At 46.6% G+C, this 15,606-nt stretch carries 17 protein-coding genes; 6 read left to right on the forward strand and 11 right to left on the reverse strand.

Annotated features, from left to right (window positions below; genetic code table 11):
- Positions 1 to 7: 7 nt before the first annotated feature.
- Genes BZG78_RS07770 through BZG78_RS07795 form a run of 7 tightly spaced genes read right to left on the reverse strand, consistent with a single transcriptional unit; the run spans position 8 to position 4,944 of the window.
- Positions 8 to 664: a response regulator gene (locus BZG78_RS07770; RefSeq protein WP_077660857.1), complete on the reverse strand. Its 657-nt coding sequence runs from the start codon at positions 662 to 664 to the stop codon at positions 8 to 10.
- The gene (locus tag BZG78_RS07775; RefSeq protein ID WP_077660858.1) at positions 661 to 1,305 is read right to left on the reverse strand and encodes a tetratricopeptide repeat protein; all 645 of its coding nucleotides are present in this window, start codon (positions 1,303 to 1,305) and stop codon (positions 661 to 663) included. Before BZG78_RS07775 ends, BZG78_RS07770 begins: the two co-directional genes overlap by 4 nt.
- Positions 1,292 to 2,128: an SDR family oxidoreductase gene (locus BZG78_RS07780; RefSeq protein WP_077660859.1), complete on the reverse strand. Its 837-nt coding sequence runs from the start codon at positions 2,126 to 2,128 to the stop codon at positions 1,292 to 1,294. Before BZG78_RS07780 ends, BZG78_RS07775 begins: the two co-directional genes overlap by 14 nt.
- 9 nt (positions 2,129 to 2,137) lie before the next feature.
- Positions 2,138 to 2,830 carry an iron-containing redox enzyme family protein gene (locus tag BZG78_RS07785; RefSeq protein ID WP_077660860.1) on the reverse strand — a complete coding sequence of 231 codons (693 nt, stop codon included), beginning with the start codon at positions 2,828 to 2,830 and terminating at the stop codon, positions 2,138 to 2,140.
- Positions 2,831 to 2,838: 8 nt separating this feature from the next.
- Positions 2,839 to 3,147: a hypothetical protein gene (locus BZG78_RS15310; protein ID WP_131826075.1), complete on the reverse strand. Its 309-nt coding sequence runs from the start codon at positions 3,145 to 3,147 to the stop codon at positions 2,839 to 2,841.
- Positions 3,090 to 4,343, reverse strand: a complete 1,254-nt coding sequence (locus BZG78_RS07790) for an AMP-binding protein (protein ID WP_158011790.1) — start codon at positions 4,341 to 4,343, stop codon at positions 3,090 to 3,092. The genes BZG78_RS15310 and BZG78_RS07790 overlap by 58 nt, the downstream gene beginning before the upstream one ends.
- Positions 4,327 to 4,944, reverse strand: coding sequence for a thermostable hemolysin (locus BZG78_RS07795; RefSeq protein ID WP_077660861.1), 618 nt, complete (start codon positions 4,942 to 4,944; stop codon positions 4,327 to 4,329). The genes BZG78_RS07790 and BZG78_RS07795 overlap by 17 nt, the downstream gene beginning before the upstream one ends.
- A gap of 209 nt (positions 4,945 to 5,153) precedes the next feature.
- Here BZG78_RS07795 and BZG78_RS07800 point away from each other — a divergent pair, with 209 nt between their 5' ends.
- From BZG78_RS07800 to BZG78_RS07810, 3 genes are all read left to right on the forward strand, one after another.
- Positions 5,154 to 5,663, forward strand: coding sequence for a cytochrome b/b6 domain-containing protein (locus BZG78_RS07800; protein WP_077660862.1), 510 nt, complete (start codon positions 5,154 to 5,156; stop codon positions 5,661 to 5,663).
- 352 nt (positions 5,664 to 6,015) lie between these two features.
- On the forward strand, positions 6,016 to 6,390 hold the full coding sequence (locus BZG78_RS07805; protein ID WP_077660863.1) for a diacylglycerol kinase: 375 nt from the start codon (positions 6,016 to 6,018) through the stop codon (positions 6,388 to 6,390).
- 21 nt (positions 6,391 to 6,411) lie between these two features.
- Positions 6,412 to 8,334 carry an LTA synthase family protein gene (locus tag BZG78_RS07810; protein ID WP_242412997.1) on the forward strand — a complete coding sequence of 641 codons (1,923 nt, stop codon included), beginning with the start codon at positions 6,412 to 6,414 and terminating at the stop codon, positions 8,332 to 8,334.
- Between the two features lie 77 nt (positions 8,335 to 8,411).
- Here the strand turns inward: BZG78_RS07810 and BZG78_RS07815 are convergent, their stop codons facing one another.
- The 3 genes from BZG78_RS07815 to BZG78_RS07825 all read right to left on the reverse strand — a co-directional run bounded on the left by BZG78_RS07815 (position 8,412) and on the right by BZG78_RS07825 (position 10,949).
- The gene (locus BZG78_RS07815) at positions 8,412 to 9,599 is read right to left on the reverse strand and encodes an acetate kinase (protein ID WP_077660865.1); all 1,188 of its coding nucleotides are present in this window, start codon (positions 9,597 to 9,599) and stop codon (positions 8,412 to 8,414) included.
- Between the two features lie 142 nt (positions 9,600 to 9,741).
- Positions 9,742 to 10,128, reverse strand: a complete 387-nt coding sequence (locus BZG78_RS07820) for a hypothetical protein (protein ID WP_021024432.1) — start codon at positions 10,126 to 10,128, stop codon at positions 9,742 to 9,744.
- A gap of 335 nt (positions 10,129 to 10,463) precedes the next feature.
- Positions 10,464 to 10,949 (reverse strand): TetR/AcrR family transcriptional regulator, encoded by a 486-nt coding sequence (locus BZG78_RS07825; RefSeq protein WP_021024431.1) that lies wholly within the window; start codon positions 10,947 to 10,949, stop codon positions 10,464 to 10,466.
- A 367-nt stretch (positions 10,950 to 11,316) separates the two neighbouring features.
- On the opposite strand from BZG78_RS07825, the gene BZG78_RS07830 reads away from it, so the two are divergent.
- Together BZG78_RS07830 and BZG78_RS07835 are read left to right on the forward strand one after the other, a co-directional pair.
- Positions 11,317 to 12,972, forward strand: coding sequence for an AMP-binding protein (locus BZG78_RS07830; protein WP_077660866.1), 1,656 nt, complete (start codon positions 11,317 to 11,319; stop codon positions 12,970 to 12,972).
- A 249-nt stretch (positions 12,973 to 13,221) separates the two neighbouring features.
- Positions 13,222 to 13,518, forward strand: coding sequence for a DUF406 family protein (locus tag BZG78_RS07835; RefSeq protein ID WP_021024429.1), 297 nt, complete (start codon positions 13,222 to 13,224; stop codon positions 13,516 to 13,518).
- A gap of 141 nt (positions 13,519 to 13,659) precedes the next feature.
- Here the strand turns inward: BZG78_RS07835 and BZG78_RS07840 are convergent, their stop codons facing one another.
- Positions 13,660 to 14,274 (reverse strand): DNA-J related domain-containing protein, encoded by a 615-nt coding sequence (locus BZG78_RS07840; RefSeq protein ID WP_021024428.1) that lies wholly within the window; start codon positions 14,272 to 14,274, stop codon positions 13,660 to 13,662.
- A 464-nt stretch (positions 14,275 to 14,738) separates the two neighbouring features.
- Here BZG78_RS07840 and BZG78_RS07845 point away from each other — a divergent pair, with 464 nt between their 5' ends.
- Positions 14,739 to 15,512, forward strand: coding sequence for an EAL domain-containing protein (locus tag BZG78_RS07845; RefSeq protein ID WP_077660867.1), 774 nt, complete (start codon positions 14,739 to 14,741; stop codon positions 15,510 to 15,512).
- Positions 15,513 to 15,606: the final 94 nt, after the last annotated feature.

Here is a 15,606-nt window from a genome sequence, read left to right on the forward strand (position 1 = left end):
GCGCTGTTTATTTCTCAATGATATACCCAACCCCACGAATGTTTTGAATCAAGGTTCCACCCGTTTTTTTGCGTAAATTGTGAATATGGACTTCAATGGCATTCGGACTAATTCCCTCATCCATACCATGAAGCGCTTGTTGAAGTTGATCTTTGCTCATTACTCGACCAGCGTGTGCCATCAGTGTGGATAACAGCTTGAACTCGTTAGGAGTTAACCGAATAGGTGCACCCTCCATATCCACTTCACCCGTTACCATCGACAATGTCACGCCATGGCATGACATGGTGGTATCGGCATAACCGGAAATACGCCGAATCATGACGCGCAGACGCGCCAATAGCTCTTCGAGCGCAAAAGGTTTGATCATGTAGTCGTCGGCTCCACCATCTAACCCTTTCACACGGTCATCAATGTCATCGCGTGCGGTCAAAATCATCACAGGGATATCGCTATGTTTGCGGCGAATTTTACGCAACACATGAAGTCCATCAGTGTCTGGCAAGGTTAAGTCGAGAATAATAGCGGTAAAGCTTTCGGTATTTAACAGGGCATCCACACCACCGCCTCGCTGCAACCAATCAACGGTATAGCCGTGACGCTGCAGCGACGCCACCATGGACTCCCCTAGCATGCAATCATCTTCGACGAGTAACAGCCTCATTGCTGATTAAGCTCCTTCAGTTTTTGGATAATTTCTTGTTGGCGTCCTTGATCAGCAAGAGGACGGTCCGGCCGTGCAGGGGCTTGCTGTGCATGCTTCAAGAATGCCACAGCGAGATTTATTTTTCCGGTATCCGCCAGAAATTCGCCATAAAAATAGTTCGGATCGATACCGTCTGGATTGATCGCGAGTGCTTTTTTAAACAGCTCAGCAGCCTTATCGTCATCACCAAAGGCGAGTGGCCAGCCCGGCACTTTGTGGTACAACGTCGCTAGGCTCGTTAGGGCCGAACCGTCCAGCGTTTCCGGCGCCTGTGTTATCACATCTTCAAGTAGGATTTTTGCATCCTTGACCAAGCCTAATGCTCCCATGCCACCATCAACCCCGGCTAACGAGCTCTTATTGATAGCAAGCCATATTTTCAGATCAAGACGCGCTGGTTGAGCAAGGAGTGCAATTTGCGTGTCATCGATTAAACGGTCGAAGCACGCCACTTTGGCGTCACTACTTCCGACAGTGTAGTTACATTGTGCCCAGCGTGTCTGGATCTTAGCCAAGATAGAGTCGGCCAGCGCTGTCGCACTGATCAAAGAACAACTGAGTGCCCATACGGTAATATAAAATGATTTACGAATAGTCATGGTGCGATTCCTCTACAACTGGCAAGCCCTGTGGCGTATTGGCGTGAAAATCAATGATGTCTTTTTGTTTTGCGATTCCATGACCCACTAACGATGGAAAAAGTTGATTCAGACGAACAAACAGTTTTTCGGGCCACCCGAGCCACGTCGCAAAGCAACGCTTTTCGATGGCACGAATAATGTGATTCGCTACCCACTCTGGTGAGTCCACATGATTTCGCAATTGCTTATTCATCGCCGTTGCACGTGCATCATTTAACGCCGTCTTGGTGGCTCGAGGCGCGATATAAATGGCACACTGCTGAGTGCCATGTAGCTCCCGATTTAACGCTTCGGTAAAGCGATATAGGCCTGATTTAGTCGCACCGTAATTGGCATACCCGGGGAAACCGATACCAGCAAAGGTTGAGCCAATATTGACAATCAGGCCTGTCGGTGCGAGCCACGTCAGTGCCTGTTTACAAAGCAAAATAGGCGCGGTTAGGTTGATGGCAATCTCATGTTCAATACTGACATCCGCGCGCATGGATAGGTAATTGAAACTATTTACCCCCGCATTATTGATCAGTATTTCTATTGGCGTACCTTGCTGACCCAGCCATCGTGCATGCTGATTCACCTTGTCTCTTCCTTCTACTGCACCAATGTCTGCTTCGATGATCTGATGATGCTCGTCATTCACAAGCTGTTCTTTAAGATCATGCAACGCATTGAGATGGCGGCCGACGAGCACAAGTATTGCGCCTTTTTTTGCCAGTGCATCAGCCAGAGCTCGGCCAATGCCTCCTGTCGCACCTGTTAGCAATATAATTGTGTTTTTCATTACCGCCTCCTATGCCACTTGCGTCTGTGTTGTGGTCATGGGAAGCGCTCGCAGCATTGATTCATACAGCGCATAAACACGGTTCGCACTATCAATGATGGCTTGTTGGTCCGCGGGCTCCGTTACCTTGTTCATCAAATCGGCAAAATAGCCAATATGCTCTACATCCAAGGTGCTGTGTGACGTTAAATACCGCATCGCTGTATCGGGTAGAGAAAGCGTTTGCTGGATCAGTGCGGCCATCGAGCCGCCGATTGAGACACTCGTCCCTTCCAACACCCAAACCATGCCAAATAGAGCCATTGGGTTTTTACGATCAATTTGGTGATATAAATACGCCACCATCATCTCAATCCCTAACCCGACTTGACCCTCACCACAGTTAGCCTTCGCTAGTTCGGCATCAAAGCCACATGCGCGCAAGTCATTCAAGATCCATTCATGGTGACCTTTCTCTTCCTCAATGTATGCGCCGAGCGCTTGGCGTAACCATTCATAGTGCTCCGGCAACCGAGAACCACAGGCCATCAGTAATGGAACGGTATGCTTCACATGATGATAAGCCTGAACAAGAAAGGCCGTGTAGGTTTGCAGCGTGATCGCCTTATAGTCGTAAGCCTCAATCACAGGCACACTCAGCATTGAGGCTCTCGCCTGAGAGGTTTCTTTCTCTAGTACATGGAAAAAACCTTGATTATCCATAAATCCTCCTAGGAATGTGCCGTGAGTGGCAGGGTTTCGTCAGTCAGTAATGATTGGGCCGACGTGTTAAGTTGCGGCTCAAATTGTTGGCAAAAGACATCGCGTTTAGGGCGGCCATTTGCCGTCATCAAATGGGGTTGCTGATGAAAAGGAGCGGTAAATATCACCGCTCGGAGCTGCGCATAATCGGGCAGTTGGTGGTTAAGCTGGATCAGCTGCTGCTTTGCTTGATCAGGAGAGTCGCTACCAATAATAGCAGTCAGGTAGTCCTTCCCCTCTCCCAATACCACCATGTTGCTAAGCGCCGAATAGGCCATGGCTTCCGCCTCAATCCATTCTGGATGGATGTTGCGGCCAAAAGCCGTAATGAGTTGATTTTTTTGCGACCTTTTACATACAAAAAGCCGTCATCATCAAACTCACCGATATCTTCCGTCGCGACGGCGCCTTGGTGAGGGATAAAGTCGCGATCCAGATAACCTGAGAATGTCGCGCCTGTTACCATAATTTCACCATCTGGTGCTAGAAAAACACGATTGTGAGGTAACGGTTTACCCACACTGCCAACACAATGGTGATCGGTGGTATTCAAGCTCACCACTGATCCGCACTCCGATAAGCCATAACCCTCAAAAACCGATAAGCCAAGCCGACTTGCTGCGCGCAATAAGGCCGGTGCCACCTTTGCGCCTCCGACAGCAACGTGCTTGAGATCGGCAACCGCACCAGGATGCTGTTCACCAAGGTGGATTACGGCTCGCAATAACGCAGGGGTAAGCACCAAGCTTTGCGGACGATAACGAATCAGTCCGCTCATCAATTGATTCAGGTTTAACTGGCTTGAGCCGATCAGCCCCAAGTCATGGCTGGATGGGATCACTGTCGTCACCCCAAGCAATAGAGGCACGTAAACACCCGTAATATTCTCCAGTAGTGTGGACAGGGGAAGGACGACTAAATGATGGGAGGGCACCGCAGTGGTGGAGACGGTATTGGCAAGCGATACGCTAACGCTCTCTAGCGTGGCTGCGCTCAATACCACGCCCTTGGGAGAACCGGTCGAGCCTGAAGTAAACGTGACCTTTACGGCAGGAGGCAAAGCTGGCAGTGCGTCTACATCTCGTGCATGGCATGGTAATCCCGCCAATGTAGTCACAGATTCGTGGCTTAATGCGACATCAGGGTGTAGCGAGCCAATCACCCAATCGACCCTCGCAGTCTCCAAGACATGCAGTTGTTGATCCGCCGTAAAAAATGGCGGGATCGGTACAATTGAAATGCCTGCATACGCAGCGGCAAGATCGATCAGTACCCAACTAACACTGTTGTCACCGGCAAGCCCAATCATGTGCGCATCTAGCGCCAATAGGGCTTCACTCAAAGCCCTGATTCGTTCCCAAAGCGCTTCGTAAGTCAATATCAGGCAGTCGCCAGATGCATCCGTCCCTTGAATGGCAACCTGATCAGATTGGGAGCTGGCATATTTAGCCAAACGTTCAAATAAGACGCGCATGTGCATTCTCCGTATGACGGTGTTTAGACGCGATTCGAGCCAACTGTTCAGCACCTTGAGCAAGGTTACCAGCACAGACACGAGGCATCCGCGTGTAGTAGTCGCCCCATTGGTCAGTGGCGGGTTGTAAGCGACTCGCTTCCGCATTGGTCAGAAGATGGGGAGCAAGGCCAAATCGACGCATGAGTGCATATAGCGGCCCTGTCGCGGTAAACACACACCACAAGTATCCGTGGGATAGCAGCACATTCGCTAAAGCGTGGAAATGCGGTAGCGACGTCCCCGAAGAGAACGAGGCCAGTTGCCCAAATTCAATCACTGATGTACGCGTGATCACTTGCTGATAGTGAGTGCTGAGTACATCAGCAACATCATCGCCAAGGTATTGTTCGAGAAAAAGCGGCTGACACGCAGCGGGGCGATAACCGCATACCGACAATAAGCGATCGTCTTTCCCTCTCAGGCAGGACAAATAAGGCATGAAAGTGGTAATTGTCGCGTCGAAGGCTTGTTGATAGCGTTCAGCAATATACGCCTCTATTTCAGCGCGATTCGCTGAGTCTGGTGTAACAATGTCAAATCGACTCGCTGAATTAACCATAGCGGTGACATCCTTTATTGATTTATTGTCACTGAGCTTACGGCGCGATACTTAAGAAAAGCTTAAGAATCTCCTCCAGTCGATAAAAAACGCACCCCAAAAATCTATCCAATTGTAAAATATCACCTTTTTATTTTTTCCACCCTCTTAAGCGATTCTTAAGTTTCCTCTCATAGAATGAAGGCATAACAATATGAGAGGAAATTATCATGACCGCCAACACCACCCGACCGTTTAAATGGGACAGAGTCGTCCGATTCAGCCATTGGATGATTGCTGCATTATTCTTTGCCAACATGAGCGTCACTGAAGAAGGCAGTGACATTCATCGCTGGTTTGGGGACGTGATCCTTGGGGCCATTGTCTTACGTCTGATTTGGGGAATGTTCACACATTCAGAAGCACGACTCACCCGTTTTATTCCCTCGCTTTCTGCCGCTCGTGCTCACTTCAGCAACCTTATAGATGGGCGTGATCACACAAGCTCAGGTCACAATCCTGCCGCGGCACTTATGATTTGGAGTCTTTGGGGATTGCTCCTCGTCACCATTTTGACTGGCTGGGCAATGACGCAGTCAGGTGAAGAGCTCGAATGGTTAGAAGAAGTCCATGAGTTTGCTGCCAACGCAACCCTAGTCCTCGTCACTATTCATGTTAGCGCCGCCATTTTAATGAGTCGATATGGTAAGCGTAACTACATAAAATCCATGCTTCGCTAATATTAAGGATGTTTAAGTGATGAAGATAAAAAATTTAAGATTCTCATACACATCAATAACGATAGTGATCGCTGTATACTTTGCATTAATTATTAATGTGCCAATTTWTAGTGAACTTGGCGGCATCATACTATATCGTCTTGACAGCATCGAACTTGGATCTTTCGCTACGCCCCCTCTTTTTCATTGCTATCTTTAACATTATTTTTAACGCATTAAGTTGGCTATTCATCACTAAGTCGTTTTTCACATGACAATATTTTTCATTCACTACTAGGAGTTATGGATATATCCACATCCACATATCAAGAATCTAAAGATATTTTTTCACTTTGTCGTCAATAGGTAGAATATGAAGCCAGGCTATAAAGGCATTCAAAGGATTTTCAAGGCAACTGAGTTTTCAATCCAAGGGTTGAAAGCTGCGTGGAAGAATGAAGCAGCATTCCGTCAAGAAGTCGTGCTTGTCTTAATCCTAGTACCATTTGCATTACTAATGCCCATTGCATTACTAACTAAACTCATATTAATTGGGAGCTTATTGCTTATACTGATCGTCGAGCTAATTAATTCTGCCATTGAAGCAGTTGTTGACCGTGTAGGTAAAGAACACCATGAGCTAAGTGGTCAGGCCAAAGACATCGGATCAGCGGCCGTATTATTAACATTAATTCTTGCAGTAGTGACATGGTTCAGTGTCATAATAGATTTCATAATTCAGGGTTGAACGATGAGAGTCATAAAATTAATGAAACCAATTCTTATTTTCTTCCTATTAGCATTAGGGTTTCTTAGTGCGTTTCGGGTTGGACTTCTAATCTGGCAGCAAGACAATATAAATAATTGGTTTGAATATGTTTATATTTTCACGCAAGGTGTTCGCATAGATATAGCCACCCTCTGCTGGCTATATACCCTACCGGCATTTTTATTGACACTGCTGCCAACCTCTGGAAAATTTGGTCGAGGATTTGTTTTTATACTGCGGATTTGGCTGGTCTGTGGATTAGTCGTGTTAGCTTATATGGAGTTTGCCACGCCTTCGTTTATTTTAGAATATAATCTAAGACCGAATCGGCTATTTCTAGAGTACTTGGTGTACCCCAAAGAAGTCTTTTCCATGCTTTGGAAGGGCTATAAGTTACCGTTATTCTTAGGACTCTTTGGCGCGTTATTCGTGGGTTTTTTCAGCTGGCGACTAAGCGGCAAGCTTATCCAGACAGAAAATCAGCCGCGCTGGTGGACACGGCCTATTCTTGCGGTGTGTGTGATTGCTTTCGGTATCATGGGAGCACGTTCAACTCTGCAACACCGTCCACTAAACCCAGCACTTGTCGCCTTTTCAACTAATCCGCTATTAAATGATTTAGTACTCAACTCTTCTTATTCGTTGGTATTTGCCGCCAAATCCATGGCATCCGAACGTAATGCTGAAGAATACTATGGAGATTTGCCGCTGGAAGAAATCATTTCAACGATTAAAGCTTATTCGCCATCAAGCACACATTATCTCATGAATTCCGCGTATCCAACGTTAAATACGAAGCGAGCGATCGGTAAGGATAAGAAAAATCTGGTCATCTTACTGCAAGAAAGTCTAGGCGCGCAGTTTGTTGGCGCGTTAGATGGGTTACCGCTTACACCCAACTTAGATAATCTCATGAAACAAGGCTGGAATTTTACTCAAGCTTATGCAACGGGAACACGGTCGGTACGTGGTATCGAAGCGGTCACAACAGGTTTTACGCCAACACCCTCTCGTGCAGTAGTAAAGCTATCAAAAAGCCAAACTGGATTTTTTACTATCGCTGATGTACTGAAACAACAAGGCTATACGACACAATTTATCTATGGCGGTGAGAGTCATTTCGATAATATGAAGTCATTTTTTCTCGGTAATGGTTTTCAAGATATTGTCGATCTTTCTCAGTTCGATAACCCACAGTTTGTCGGTTCATGGGGCGTTTCAGATCAAGATTTATATAATATGGCTGACAAACAGTTTCGTTCGCTTCATCAAAAAGGCAAACCTTTTTTTAGTCTTGTTTTTACTAGTTCCAACCATTCGCCCTATGAGTACCCAGATGGACAAATCACACCTTACACTAAGGAAAAAAGTACACGTCTAAATACGGTAAAATACTCGGATCATGCACTCGGTGAGTTTTTTAACAAGGCTAAACAATCAGACTATTGGGAAAACACCATCTTTTTGATCATTGCGGATCATGATTCACGCGCCTATGGCGATGATCCGATCTCCGTTAGCCGTTTTCACATCCCAGCGTTAATTATCGGAAAAGATATTCCTAAACGCAAAGACACCCGTTTAGTCAGTAGTTTAGATATGCCGCCGACGTTACTTTCATTGATCGGTATCGATGCGACAACACCTATGATAGGCCATGATTTAAACCGCGCCGTACCATCTGAATATCAACGTGCAATGATGCAGTTCGATAAAAACTTCGGTTATTTAACACGTGAATCACTGGTAGTGCTTCAGCCCAAAAAAGCCCCGGTCGCCTATCAATATGATGTTGTAAAACAAGTACTCAGTCCGATCAAATTAAACCAAGAGGCGGTAGTGCGCGCAAAAGCACATGCGCTGTTGGGCGGGAAGCTATACAGGCAAGGATTATATCCATCAGGAACAAAAAATCCGCGCTGACTTAGTAACATACCGCGAGCAAATAGAGGAACAGCGAGCAATAATACTCGCTGTTTCTATTCAGAGAAGGCTAAGATTCAGGCCATTGCCATGGCTTGCTGGGCAATCACCAGCTCTTCGTTGGTTGGGATCACCAATGCGAGCGGTGAATCTTGTGTTGTGATTTGTCCTGCGGCACCGAACCGAGCTGCGGCGTTGGCGTCGGCATCTGACTGATAACCGAAAATCGCGAGTTCTTTTAGGATCATCTCACGGACTGGCAGTGAGTTTTCGCCAATTCCACCTGTGAAAACAATCGCATCCAGGCGGGATAACGGCACCATGTAACTTGCGATGAATTTCGCAACGCGATAAGCAAACATTTCCAGCGCGAGTTGCGCACCTCTGTGGCCTTCTTCCGCGGCTTCAACCAGCCCACGACAATCATTAGTGAGCTCAGACACACCAAGGAGCCCTGCTTTATCGATTAGCTCATGATGGATTTGATCCATGCTGAGCCCTTTTTTCGATAAAAACTCTAGAATAGATGGGTCGATATCACCACAGCGAGTGCCCATCATCAAACCGGCTAAAGGCGTAAAGCCCATGCTGGTATCGACACTTTGACCGTCTTTGACCGCACACAAAGAGGCACCGTTACCAAGGTGTACGGTGATGACGTTGGTTTGTTCAGGCGCTTGGTTAAGCCATTTTGCCGCTTCACGACTTACGTAAGAATGGCTGGTGCCATGAAAACCATAGCGACGAATGCCATAATCATTATAGAGCTGACGCGAGATCGCGTAGTGATACGCTTTTTCCGGCATGGTTTGATGGAATGCTGTGTCGAAAACCGCGACTTGAGGAAGGTTAGGGAAAGCTTTACGCGCGGCATTAATACCAACGACATGAGCGGGGTTGTGCAGTGGCGCCAGGGATTTCAAGGCATCGATCTGTGCAAGTACGGCATCATCGATAAGCGTCGCCTGACTGAAGGTTTCGCCACCATGGACCACTCGGTGCCCAACAGCTTGTAATTTATCACTGAGTTGGTTGTTTTCGATAAGGCCCACAATAATGTCCATGGCCTCTTGATGGTGGTCGCTTCCTGCACTCAATGTCTTTTCAGTTTTGTTACCGTCGACTTTCCAGCTCATGCATGCGTCATCACGACCAAAACACTCTCCGGCGCCTGAAATCACAGCATCGCCTGTTTGCGCGTCCATCAGTGCAAACTTTAAAGACGAACTGCCTGAATTTATAACGAGTACCAGTGCATCACTCATAGGTTTACCTTATTGGCAGAATTGGGATCGCGACTTGCGGCCGCCACCCTATTATTAAAATATTTTTGAATAATTCAACTATCGTTATAGTGATAGCATAATTGCCCAACAATTTACTGCGTAAGATCAAGCTAAGTGCGCATCAACTAGGCAAAAACAAGAATGACAAGTAACCGACGACCCCCATGGTGCTCATTACTAGCGACATAATCGTGACGACTTTGCGGTGCGCGCGAAGTGTCTCCATCATACGCAAAAGCAGGTTGGTCCTTGGTGGTATCACTCCAAGGCGGTGCGCATATTCATCCGCTTGCCGCTGATGGCCTTGCTCGCCCAATATATCGAGCAAATGTTGAACATGAGCCACCGAGCAGTGCCGCAGAACACCCATCGATTCCTCGATTGGCATTACGGTGAGTAGCTCGGCTTGCCGAGTTAATTCGTATTGTAAAAAGGCATTACGAGCCGCGACGATCTCGGAGGTTGAGAAAGTTGCAGTGTTATCAAAGGTGTTGTTCATTACCGTCATGGCGAATCTCCCGATTGGCAACAGGTAACGACCATCAACAACGTATAGCGCCTAAAAGGCAGCATTATGCGTTAGAGCGAGAGGAGAAAAATAAAGCAGGTGGGGCCAGCTATCAACAACGGCTGGTAAACTGGCAGAGACAATACCAACAGTCGCTATTTTTCTCCGTTTCGACTCGGAGGATGGTCGGTATTGTTCATAGTTATCTCCAAAAAATGTATTGCTTTGAAAGCGTGATCAATATAACAAAAAAGTTAAGCTCTGTCTGTCAGTTGGGCGTTAATTTTATCGCCGCGTCTGCTCGCTAACCTGATCGGACCGGACACTCTATACAGTTACTTCGCATGCCCCTCACTTTTTTGACGGCACAGTAACAGGCTCGCACCTAATAATTGCGAAAAAGCGACGGTGAGATCCGTTTGCATACGCTGCTCACACTCTTTTTGTAACGCTTTTAGAATTCTAAACGCGGCGCCATTGTCCGCTTTGCCACTAATCAGTAGATAGAAACAGAGTTTGAGCGTGGCTTTGAAGTCACCGTTTGCATGCATCGCCTGCATCCAACTGGTCATAAACGCATTAATGGTGCTGGTTGTATCAAGCGGCATGCGCAAGCTGTCGACGATAAACGGCTCCAGCGCGACCATAAAATCTTGTTTTCGAGGAAAGTGATGACTAATCCCGGTACGCGATACGCCGGTCGCCTCGCTTAACGTTGTATACGACATTCCCTCATAGCCAAGCATTAATAATTGGTGTTTCGCCTCTGCTAGGATGAGCTCAATGGTCTGTTGCGTTTGCGCTTTACTCCGTTTAGGCATACGTAACCTGTTCTCCCGTCAATCGCCACTGTTGGCGCAGTGCTGTAACGCGCGCCCGTTTGGCTCGCACTTGCGTCTGGCTCGCGATAAAGCCTAGCCCTTAGTAAAAATAGTACAGACTCACCAATAAAGCCTGACAGTAAACGTCTTATGTGAATACGGAGGCTGATCAAGCTTTTGGCATTGGCTCCTGAAAATGGGGTGAAAAAACTGAAAAATCAGGCAAAAAACACCGCAAATAGTGTCATCAGTCATAATTTAGACAGTCGTTTAAATGATTATCTTGCGTATGGTGGCCGAGGATCCGTAAGTTAACATTATTATAACGTTTTAACGTATCTCCACGTTGCGACAATGAGGAAGTCCAATGTCACATATCAAACCACATGATCAGATCTTACGTTGGGCCGATGAGCGCCCAAATCATGTTTTTCTGCGCCAAATCCACGGGCGCCGCTTTCATGATTATACCTTTGCCGAGGTCGCCGAGCAGGCCCAGAAAATGGTAACAGCGCTCCGCGATATGGGGCTTAAGCCGGGTGACAAAATCGCACTGATATCAAAAAACTGTGCTGAGTGGTTTATCGCAGATTTAGCAATGATGATGGGAAGCTACATCAGTGTGCCCATATTTCCTACCGCGGGCACCGACACTATCGATCATGTCATTAACCACAGCGAATCGAAAGCAATGTTTGTGGGTAAATTAGATGACAGTAAAGCGCTAACGGCCTCGTTAGAAAGTCTGCCGAACCTAAAAACAATTGCCCTCCCTTATCCTACCGTAAACTGTCATTACGAATGGCACGATCTGATCGCCAACCACGCACCGTCAGACGAGCGTCCTGTTCATCTTGATGGCGATCTCATGTCGCTGGTTTATACATCGGGCACCTCAGGGCCGCCTAAAGGAGCCATGTTAAGCTACGGCGGTTACTGCTGGTCTGCGCAACGGTTGATCGATCATATTGATATCGAACCTGACGATCGTTTGTTCTCTTACCTACCACTGGCCCATATTACCGAGCGTGTATACATCATGGGGTCAGCCATTATGGGCGGGATCCCGACGGCATTTCCTGAATCACTCGATACTTTCATTGAAGATGTCAAAATGCATCGCCCAACCCTGTTTATTTCGGTCCCAAGGCTTTGGACCCTATTTCAACAGCGAATCCAGGAGAAACTGCCGGACGGTAAGTTGAACCTACTGCTCCGTATTCCGTTAGTGAGTACGATCGTCAAAAATAAAGTCGCTAAAAACTTAGGCTTGGATCAAGCACGTGTATTGGGCTGTGGGTCCGCCCCTGTCGCGCCGGCATTGTTGGAGTGGTACCGCAAGATTGGTTTGAATGTCACCGAAGCGTGGGGCATGACCGAAAGTTATGCCTACAGCACCATTAATTATCCTTTCCGGGCCGATAAAATTGGTACCGTTGGGAATGCCGGCCCAGGGGTTGAAATCAAGATCGCAGACGACCAAGAAATCTTAGTAAAAAGCCAAGGACTGTTTAGCGGTTATTACAAAAATGAAGAAGCAACCAAAGAAACCTTGGTCGACGGTTGGTTGCATACTGGTGATTTAGGGGAGCTCGACAGCGATGGCTACCTCAGTATCTCAGGGCGCAAAAATGATACGTTCAAAACCGCCAAAGGTAAATTTGTCGCCCCTGTACCGATTGAAAAGCGCTTATTTGAATTATCAAACGCTGAAATGTTGTGCGTAATTGGCTCAGGCATGCCAGCACCGATTCTACTTGCGCTCCCACACCATTTCCCTCATTTTGATCGCGCTCGTTACGAGCGTCGAGTAAAAAAAGTGGTGGATACTATCAATGGTGAACTTGAGTCACACCAGCAAATTAAAGGTGTGTTGATGATTAAAGAACCATGGAGTATTGAGAACGGTAAACTGACACCGACCTTAAAAATTCGTCGCCATAAGCTGGAGCAGGAATACCACGATCTTGGCACTCACTGGCCAAAAGGCACGCTCGTGCAGTGGGAAGAAGACTTGCTATAGCTTCACCGGCGCCCCGTCAATCTATGCTGGGGCGCCGCAAGACAATACGATTAGCACCACCCCTTTCTTGTTTTCGATGCTATTTTTGATTGGTTCACCGGTAGTTTTTCCATCATTAATACAGAAAAGATATCAAAACCTGACCTATCTCAATGTGCCACAGGCATGTGTTTGCTAAAGATCGTACCACTGGTTTGCAGCCACGTCTTAAACGTGACGTCATTGGCTGCGTTTACGTAGGGGAACACCATGAAAGAGAACCAAACTGACGCTTGCGATGCTTGCGGTGTAAGTGCTGAGATTGGCTACATCATCTCAGAGGGCGATGATGTAGCAGAAGTCACCATTCAAGCCAACAGCCCTGAGGCGATAGCGGCGCGCTTCGAGCAGTATCTTGACCTGGCAAAGAGTATTAATCCTGCTGTGAAGCATGACTTTGATAGTCAGCACATTAAAAACGACGCACTGACGATTAAGATGCAATTTGAATGCAGTGCTGAAAAGCTGATTTTTGAACTGCGTAGCCGCAGTTTGAACAACGCCTAGGCGTTAAGAGAGCTTTAATGGCATGCAGGCGATTACGCAGGCTTGCTTCAAAAACACGAAGCAGGGTGAATATTCACTCACCCTGCTCATTATTTAGCTATGATTCGAGCATCTTGGCTCAGTGAAAGCGCTCGCCGCCGGTTAAAGCCTTAAGCTCTGCCACGCTTCACACATTTCACGGAATGTTGTCGCATCACCCTCAGGGCGATCCGGATGCCATTTTAGGGCCATCTTCCGCCACTGGCGACGAATTTCATGTTCGCTCGCATTTTCGTCCAAACCTAACACGTTAAGTGCTTTGTTTCGCTCCAGCATCGCAGTCCCTGGTGTATCATTACCGATGTGGCGCTGGTAATGCTTCCAAAAAGAAGACAGCAATTCTTTGACATCATCTTGGCTAGCATCATAGTTGTTCCAGTCCATATAGTAATCGCGTAATGGATCCTGGTAATCGATTTCTTTGGCCACAAAACCATGACCTCCCACACGCCATTGTAATTGAATATCCATGGATTCAACCTGCAACCATTGCTGGGGCAGCAACATTTCTTGCAGTTGATAGAGGGCGTTCATGATCAGGAAATTGCGTTTAAACAGATCAAGATGGGGGTCTTCATCGAGTTGCGCCATCATGGTATCTTTTCGCAACTCACCCAACAGGTGATGCACTTTCCAACTTTGTCGTGTCGACTCTAAAATACTGAGTATCGGCCAAATCAGGGGGTTGTCTATTTCATCCCGTTTTTCAGCAAGCATGACGTTCGTCCTCTGTCACTGGCCAGCTATTTTAAACCGGCACGTCTTAGGTTTGGTCGTAAACCACCTTACTTAAGGTATAAACCAATTCTGAGTGTTTTGTGGTCATAATCGAAAAATTCATTGTTGTTGGTCAGTATGCCGCCATTACAATGACACTTTACGATTGCCGGTTAAAATCTAAGCATATCTGGTGCCAACTTATTTTTAAAAAATCATAATATTGCGTATATCACTGATTAATCTTATAAATAATCTTTAAGGTTAAGTCAGTGAATATATTTACTTGAAAGCACCATGTTTTAAGGCACCACGATGAATTAAGCCTGCATTAAGCAACAGTAAACNACAGTAAACCGTGCTTACTCGCATACTTTGCGCCATTTAATTCGCATTCTGTTGAGAACTCCATTAATCTTGATATAAACATAAAAATTTAATTATTTGATTAATGGCATAAGCTTATGGCATCAACGAGTTCACAATGTGAGGCATGTAAAAGTGCGCAGCCACTTTCCTTTGCCTTTACCATGGCTTTTCAACCGATCATCCAACTTTCAACGGCAACCGTGTTTGCTTATGAGGCATTGGCGCGTGGTATTGATGGCAGTGGAGCAGGCAGTGTGTTTAAGCATGTCAACGCAGATAATCAGTATAAATTTGATCAAACCTGCCGAATCAAGGCTGTCAAATTAGCGGCAGAGCTTGCAATCCCTTGTTATCTCAGCATTAACTTTATGCCTAATGCCGTTTACGAACCTGAGCGTTGTATTCAAACAACGCTGAAAGCGGCACGCGATAACCAGTTTCCGCTCGATAAAATCCTCTTCGAGTTTACTGAGGGCGAAGAAGTGCTTGATTACAAACACATTCAACGCATCATTCACCATTATCGCTCTCAAGGCTTTCTGACCGCGATTGATGATTTTGGCTCGGGCTATTCAGGGCTAACAGCTCTCGCCAATATCGACACGCATATCATCAAATTAGATATGGCCTTGGTGCGCGATATTGATACGGACACCACGAAACAGGCCATTGTTCGCCATAGTATTGCCATGTGCCGCGAACTTGGCCGTCAAATTATTGCCGAGGGCGTAGAAACGGAAGCCGAGCTTGCTTGTTTAGCCGAACTGGGTATCGATTTATTCCAAGGCTACTACATTGCTAAGCCAGGTTTTGAATCATTACCTGCAATTAATCAATCACCTGGTTTAGAGGCCTTCCATCGTCAATAACTCGACGATGGAAGGCCGCTTAGATAGGTAGCGACTGGATAGGCATCTTTTAACTGCCTCACAAATACAACTGATAACCTTTCTCATTTATTGG

The sequence above is a fragment of the Salinivibrio sp. MA351 genome, assembly GCF_001996065.1.
GTDB lineage: Bacteria > Pseudomonadota > Gammaproteobacteria > Enterobacterales > Vibrionaceae > Salinivibrio > Salinivibrio costicola.

Coding starts and splice junctions, on each gene's coding strand:
- BZG78_RS07770 (WP_077660857.1), bottom strand. CDS start 664: ATGAGGCTGTTACTCGTCGAAGATGATTGCATGCTAGGGGAGTCCATG.
- BZG78_RS07775 (WP_077660858.1), bottom strand. CDS start 1,305: ATGACTATTCGTAAATCATTTTATATTACCGTATGGGCACTCAGTTGT.
- BZG78_RS07780 (WP_077660859.1), bottom strand. CDS start 2,128: ATGAAAAACACAATTATATTGCTAACAGGTGCGACAGGAGGCATTGGC.
- BZG78_RS07785 (WP_077660860.1), bottom strand. CDS start 2,830: ATGGATAATCAAGGTTTTTTCCATGTACTAGAGAAAGAAACCTCTCAG.
- BZG78_RS15310 (WP_131826075.1), bottom strand. CDS start 3,147: ATGGCCTATTCGGCGCTTAGCAACATGGTGGTATTGGGAGAGGGGAAG.
- BZG78_RS07790 (WP_158011790.1), bottom strand. CDS start 4,343: ATGCGCGTCTTATTTGAACGTTTGGCTAAATATGCCAGCTCCCAATCT.
- BZG78_RS07795 (WP_077660861.1), bottom strand. CDS start 4,944: ATGGTTAATTCAGCGAGTCGATTTGACATTGTTACACCAGACTCAGCG.
- BZG78_RS07800 (WP_077660862.1), top strand. CDS start 5,154: ATGACCGCCAACACCACCCGACCGTTTAAATGGGACAGAGTCGTCCGA.
- BZG78_RS07805 (WP_077660863.1), top strand. CDS start 6,016: ATGAAGCCAGGCTATAAAGGCATTCAAAGGATTTTCAAGGCAACTGAG.
- BZG78_RS07810 (WP_242412997.1), top strand. CDS start 6,412: ATGAAACCAATTCTTATTTTCTTCCTATTAGCATTAGGGTTTCTTAGT.
- BZG78_RS07815 (WP_077660865.1), bottom strand. CDS start 9,599: ATGAGTGATGCACTGGTACTCGTTATAAATTCAGGCAGTTCGTCTTTA.
- BZG78_RS07820 (WP_021024432.1), bottom strand. CDS start 10,128: ATGACGGTAATGAACAACACCTTTGATAACACTGCAACTTTCTCAACC.
- BZG78_RS07825 (WP_021024431.1), bottom strand. CDS start 10,949: ATGCCTAAACGGAGTAAAGCGCAAACGCAACAGACCATTGAGCTCATC.
- BZG78_RS07830 (WP_077660866.1), top strand. CDS start 11,317: ATGTCACATATCAAACCACATGATCAGATCTTACGTTGGGCCGATGAG.
- BZG78_RS07835 (WP_021024429.1), top strand. CDS start 13,222: ATGAAAGAGAACCAAACTGACGCTTGCGATGCTTGCGGTGTAAGTGCT.
- BZG78_RS07840 (WP_021024428.1), bottom strand. CDS start 14,274: ATGCTTGCTGAAAAACGGGATGAAATAGACAACCCCCTGATTTGGCCG.
- BZG78_RS07845 (WP_077660867.1), top strand. CDS start 14,739: ATGGCATCAACGAGTTCACAATGTGAGGCATGTAAAAGTGCGCAGCCA.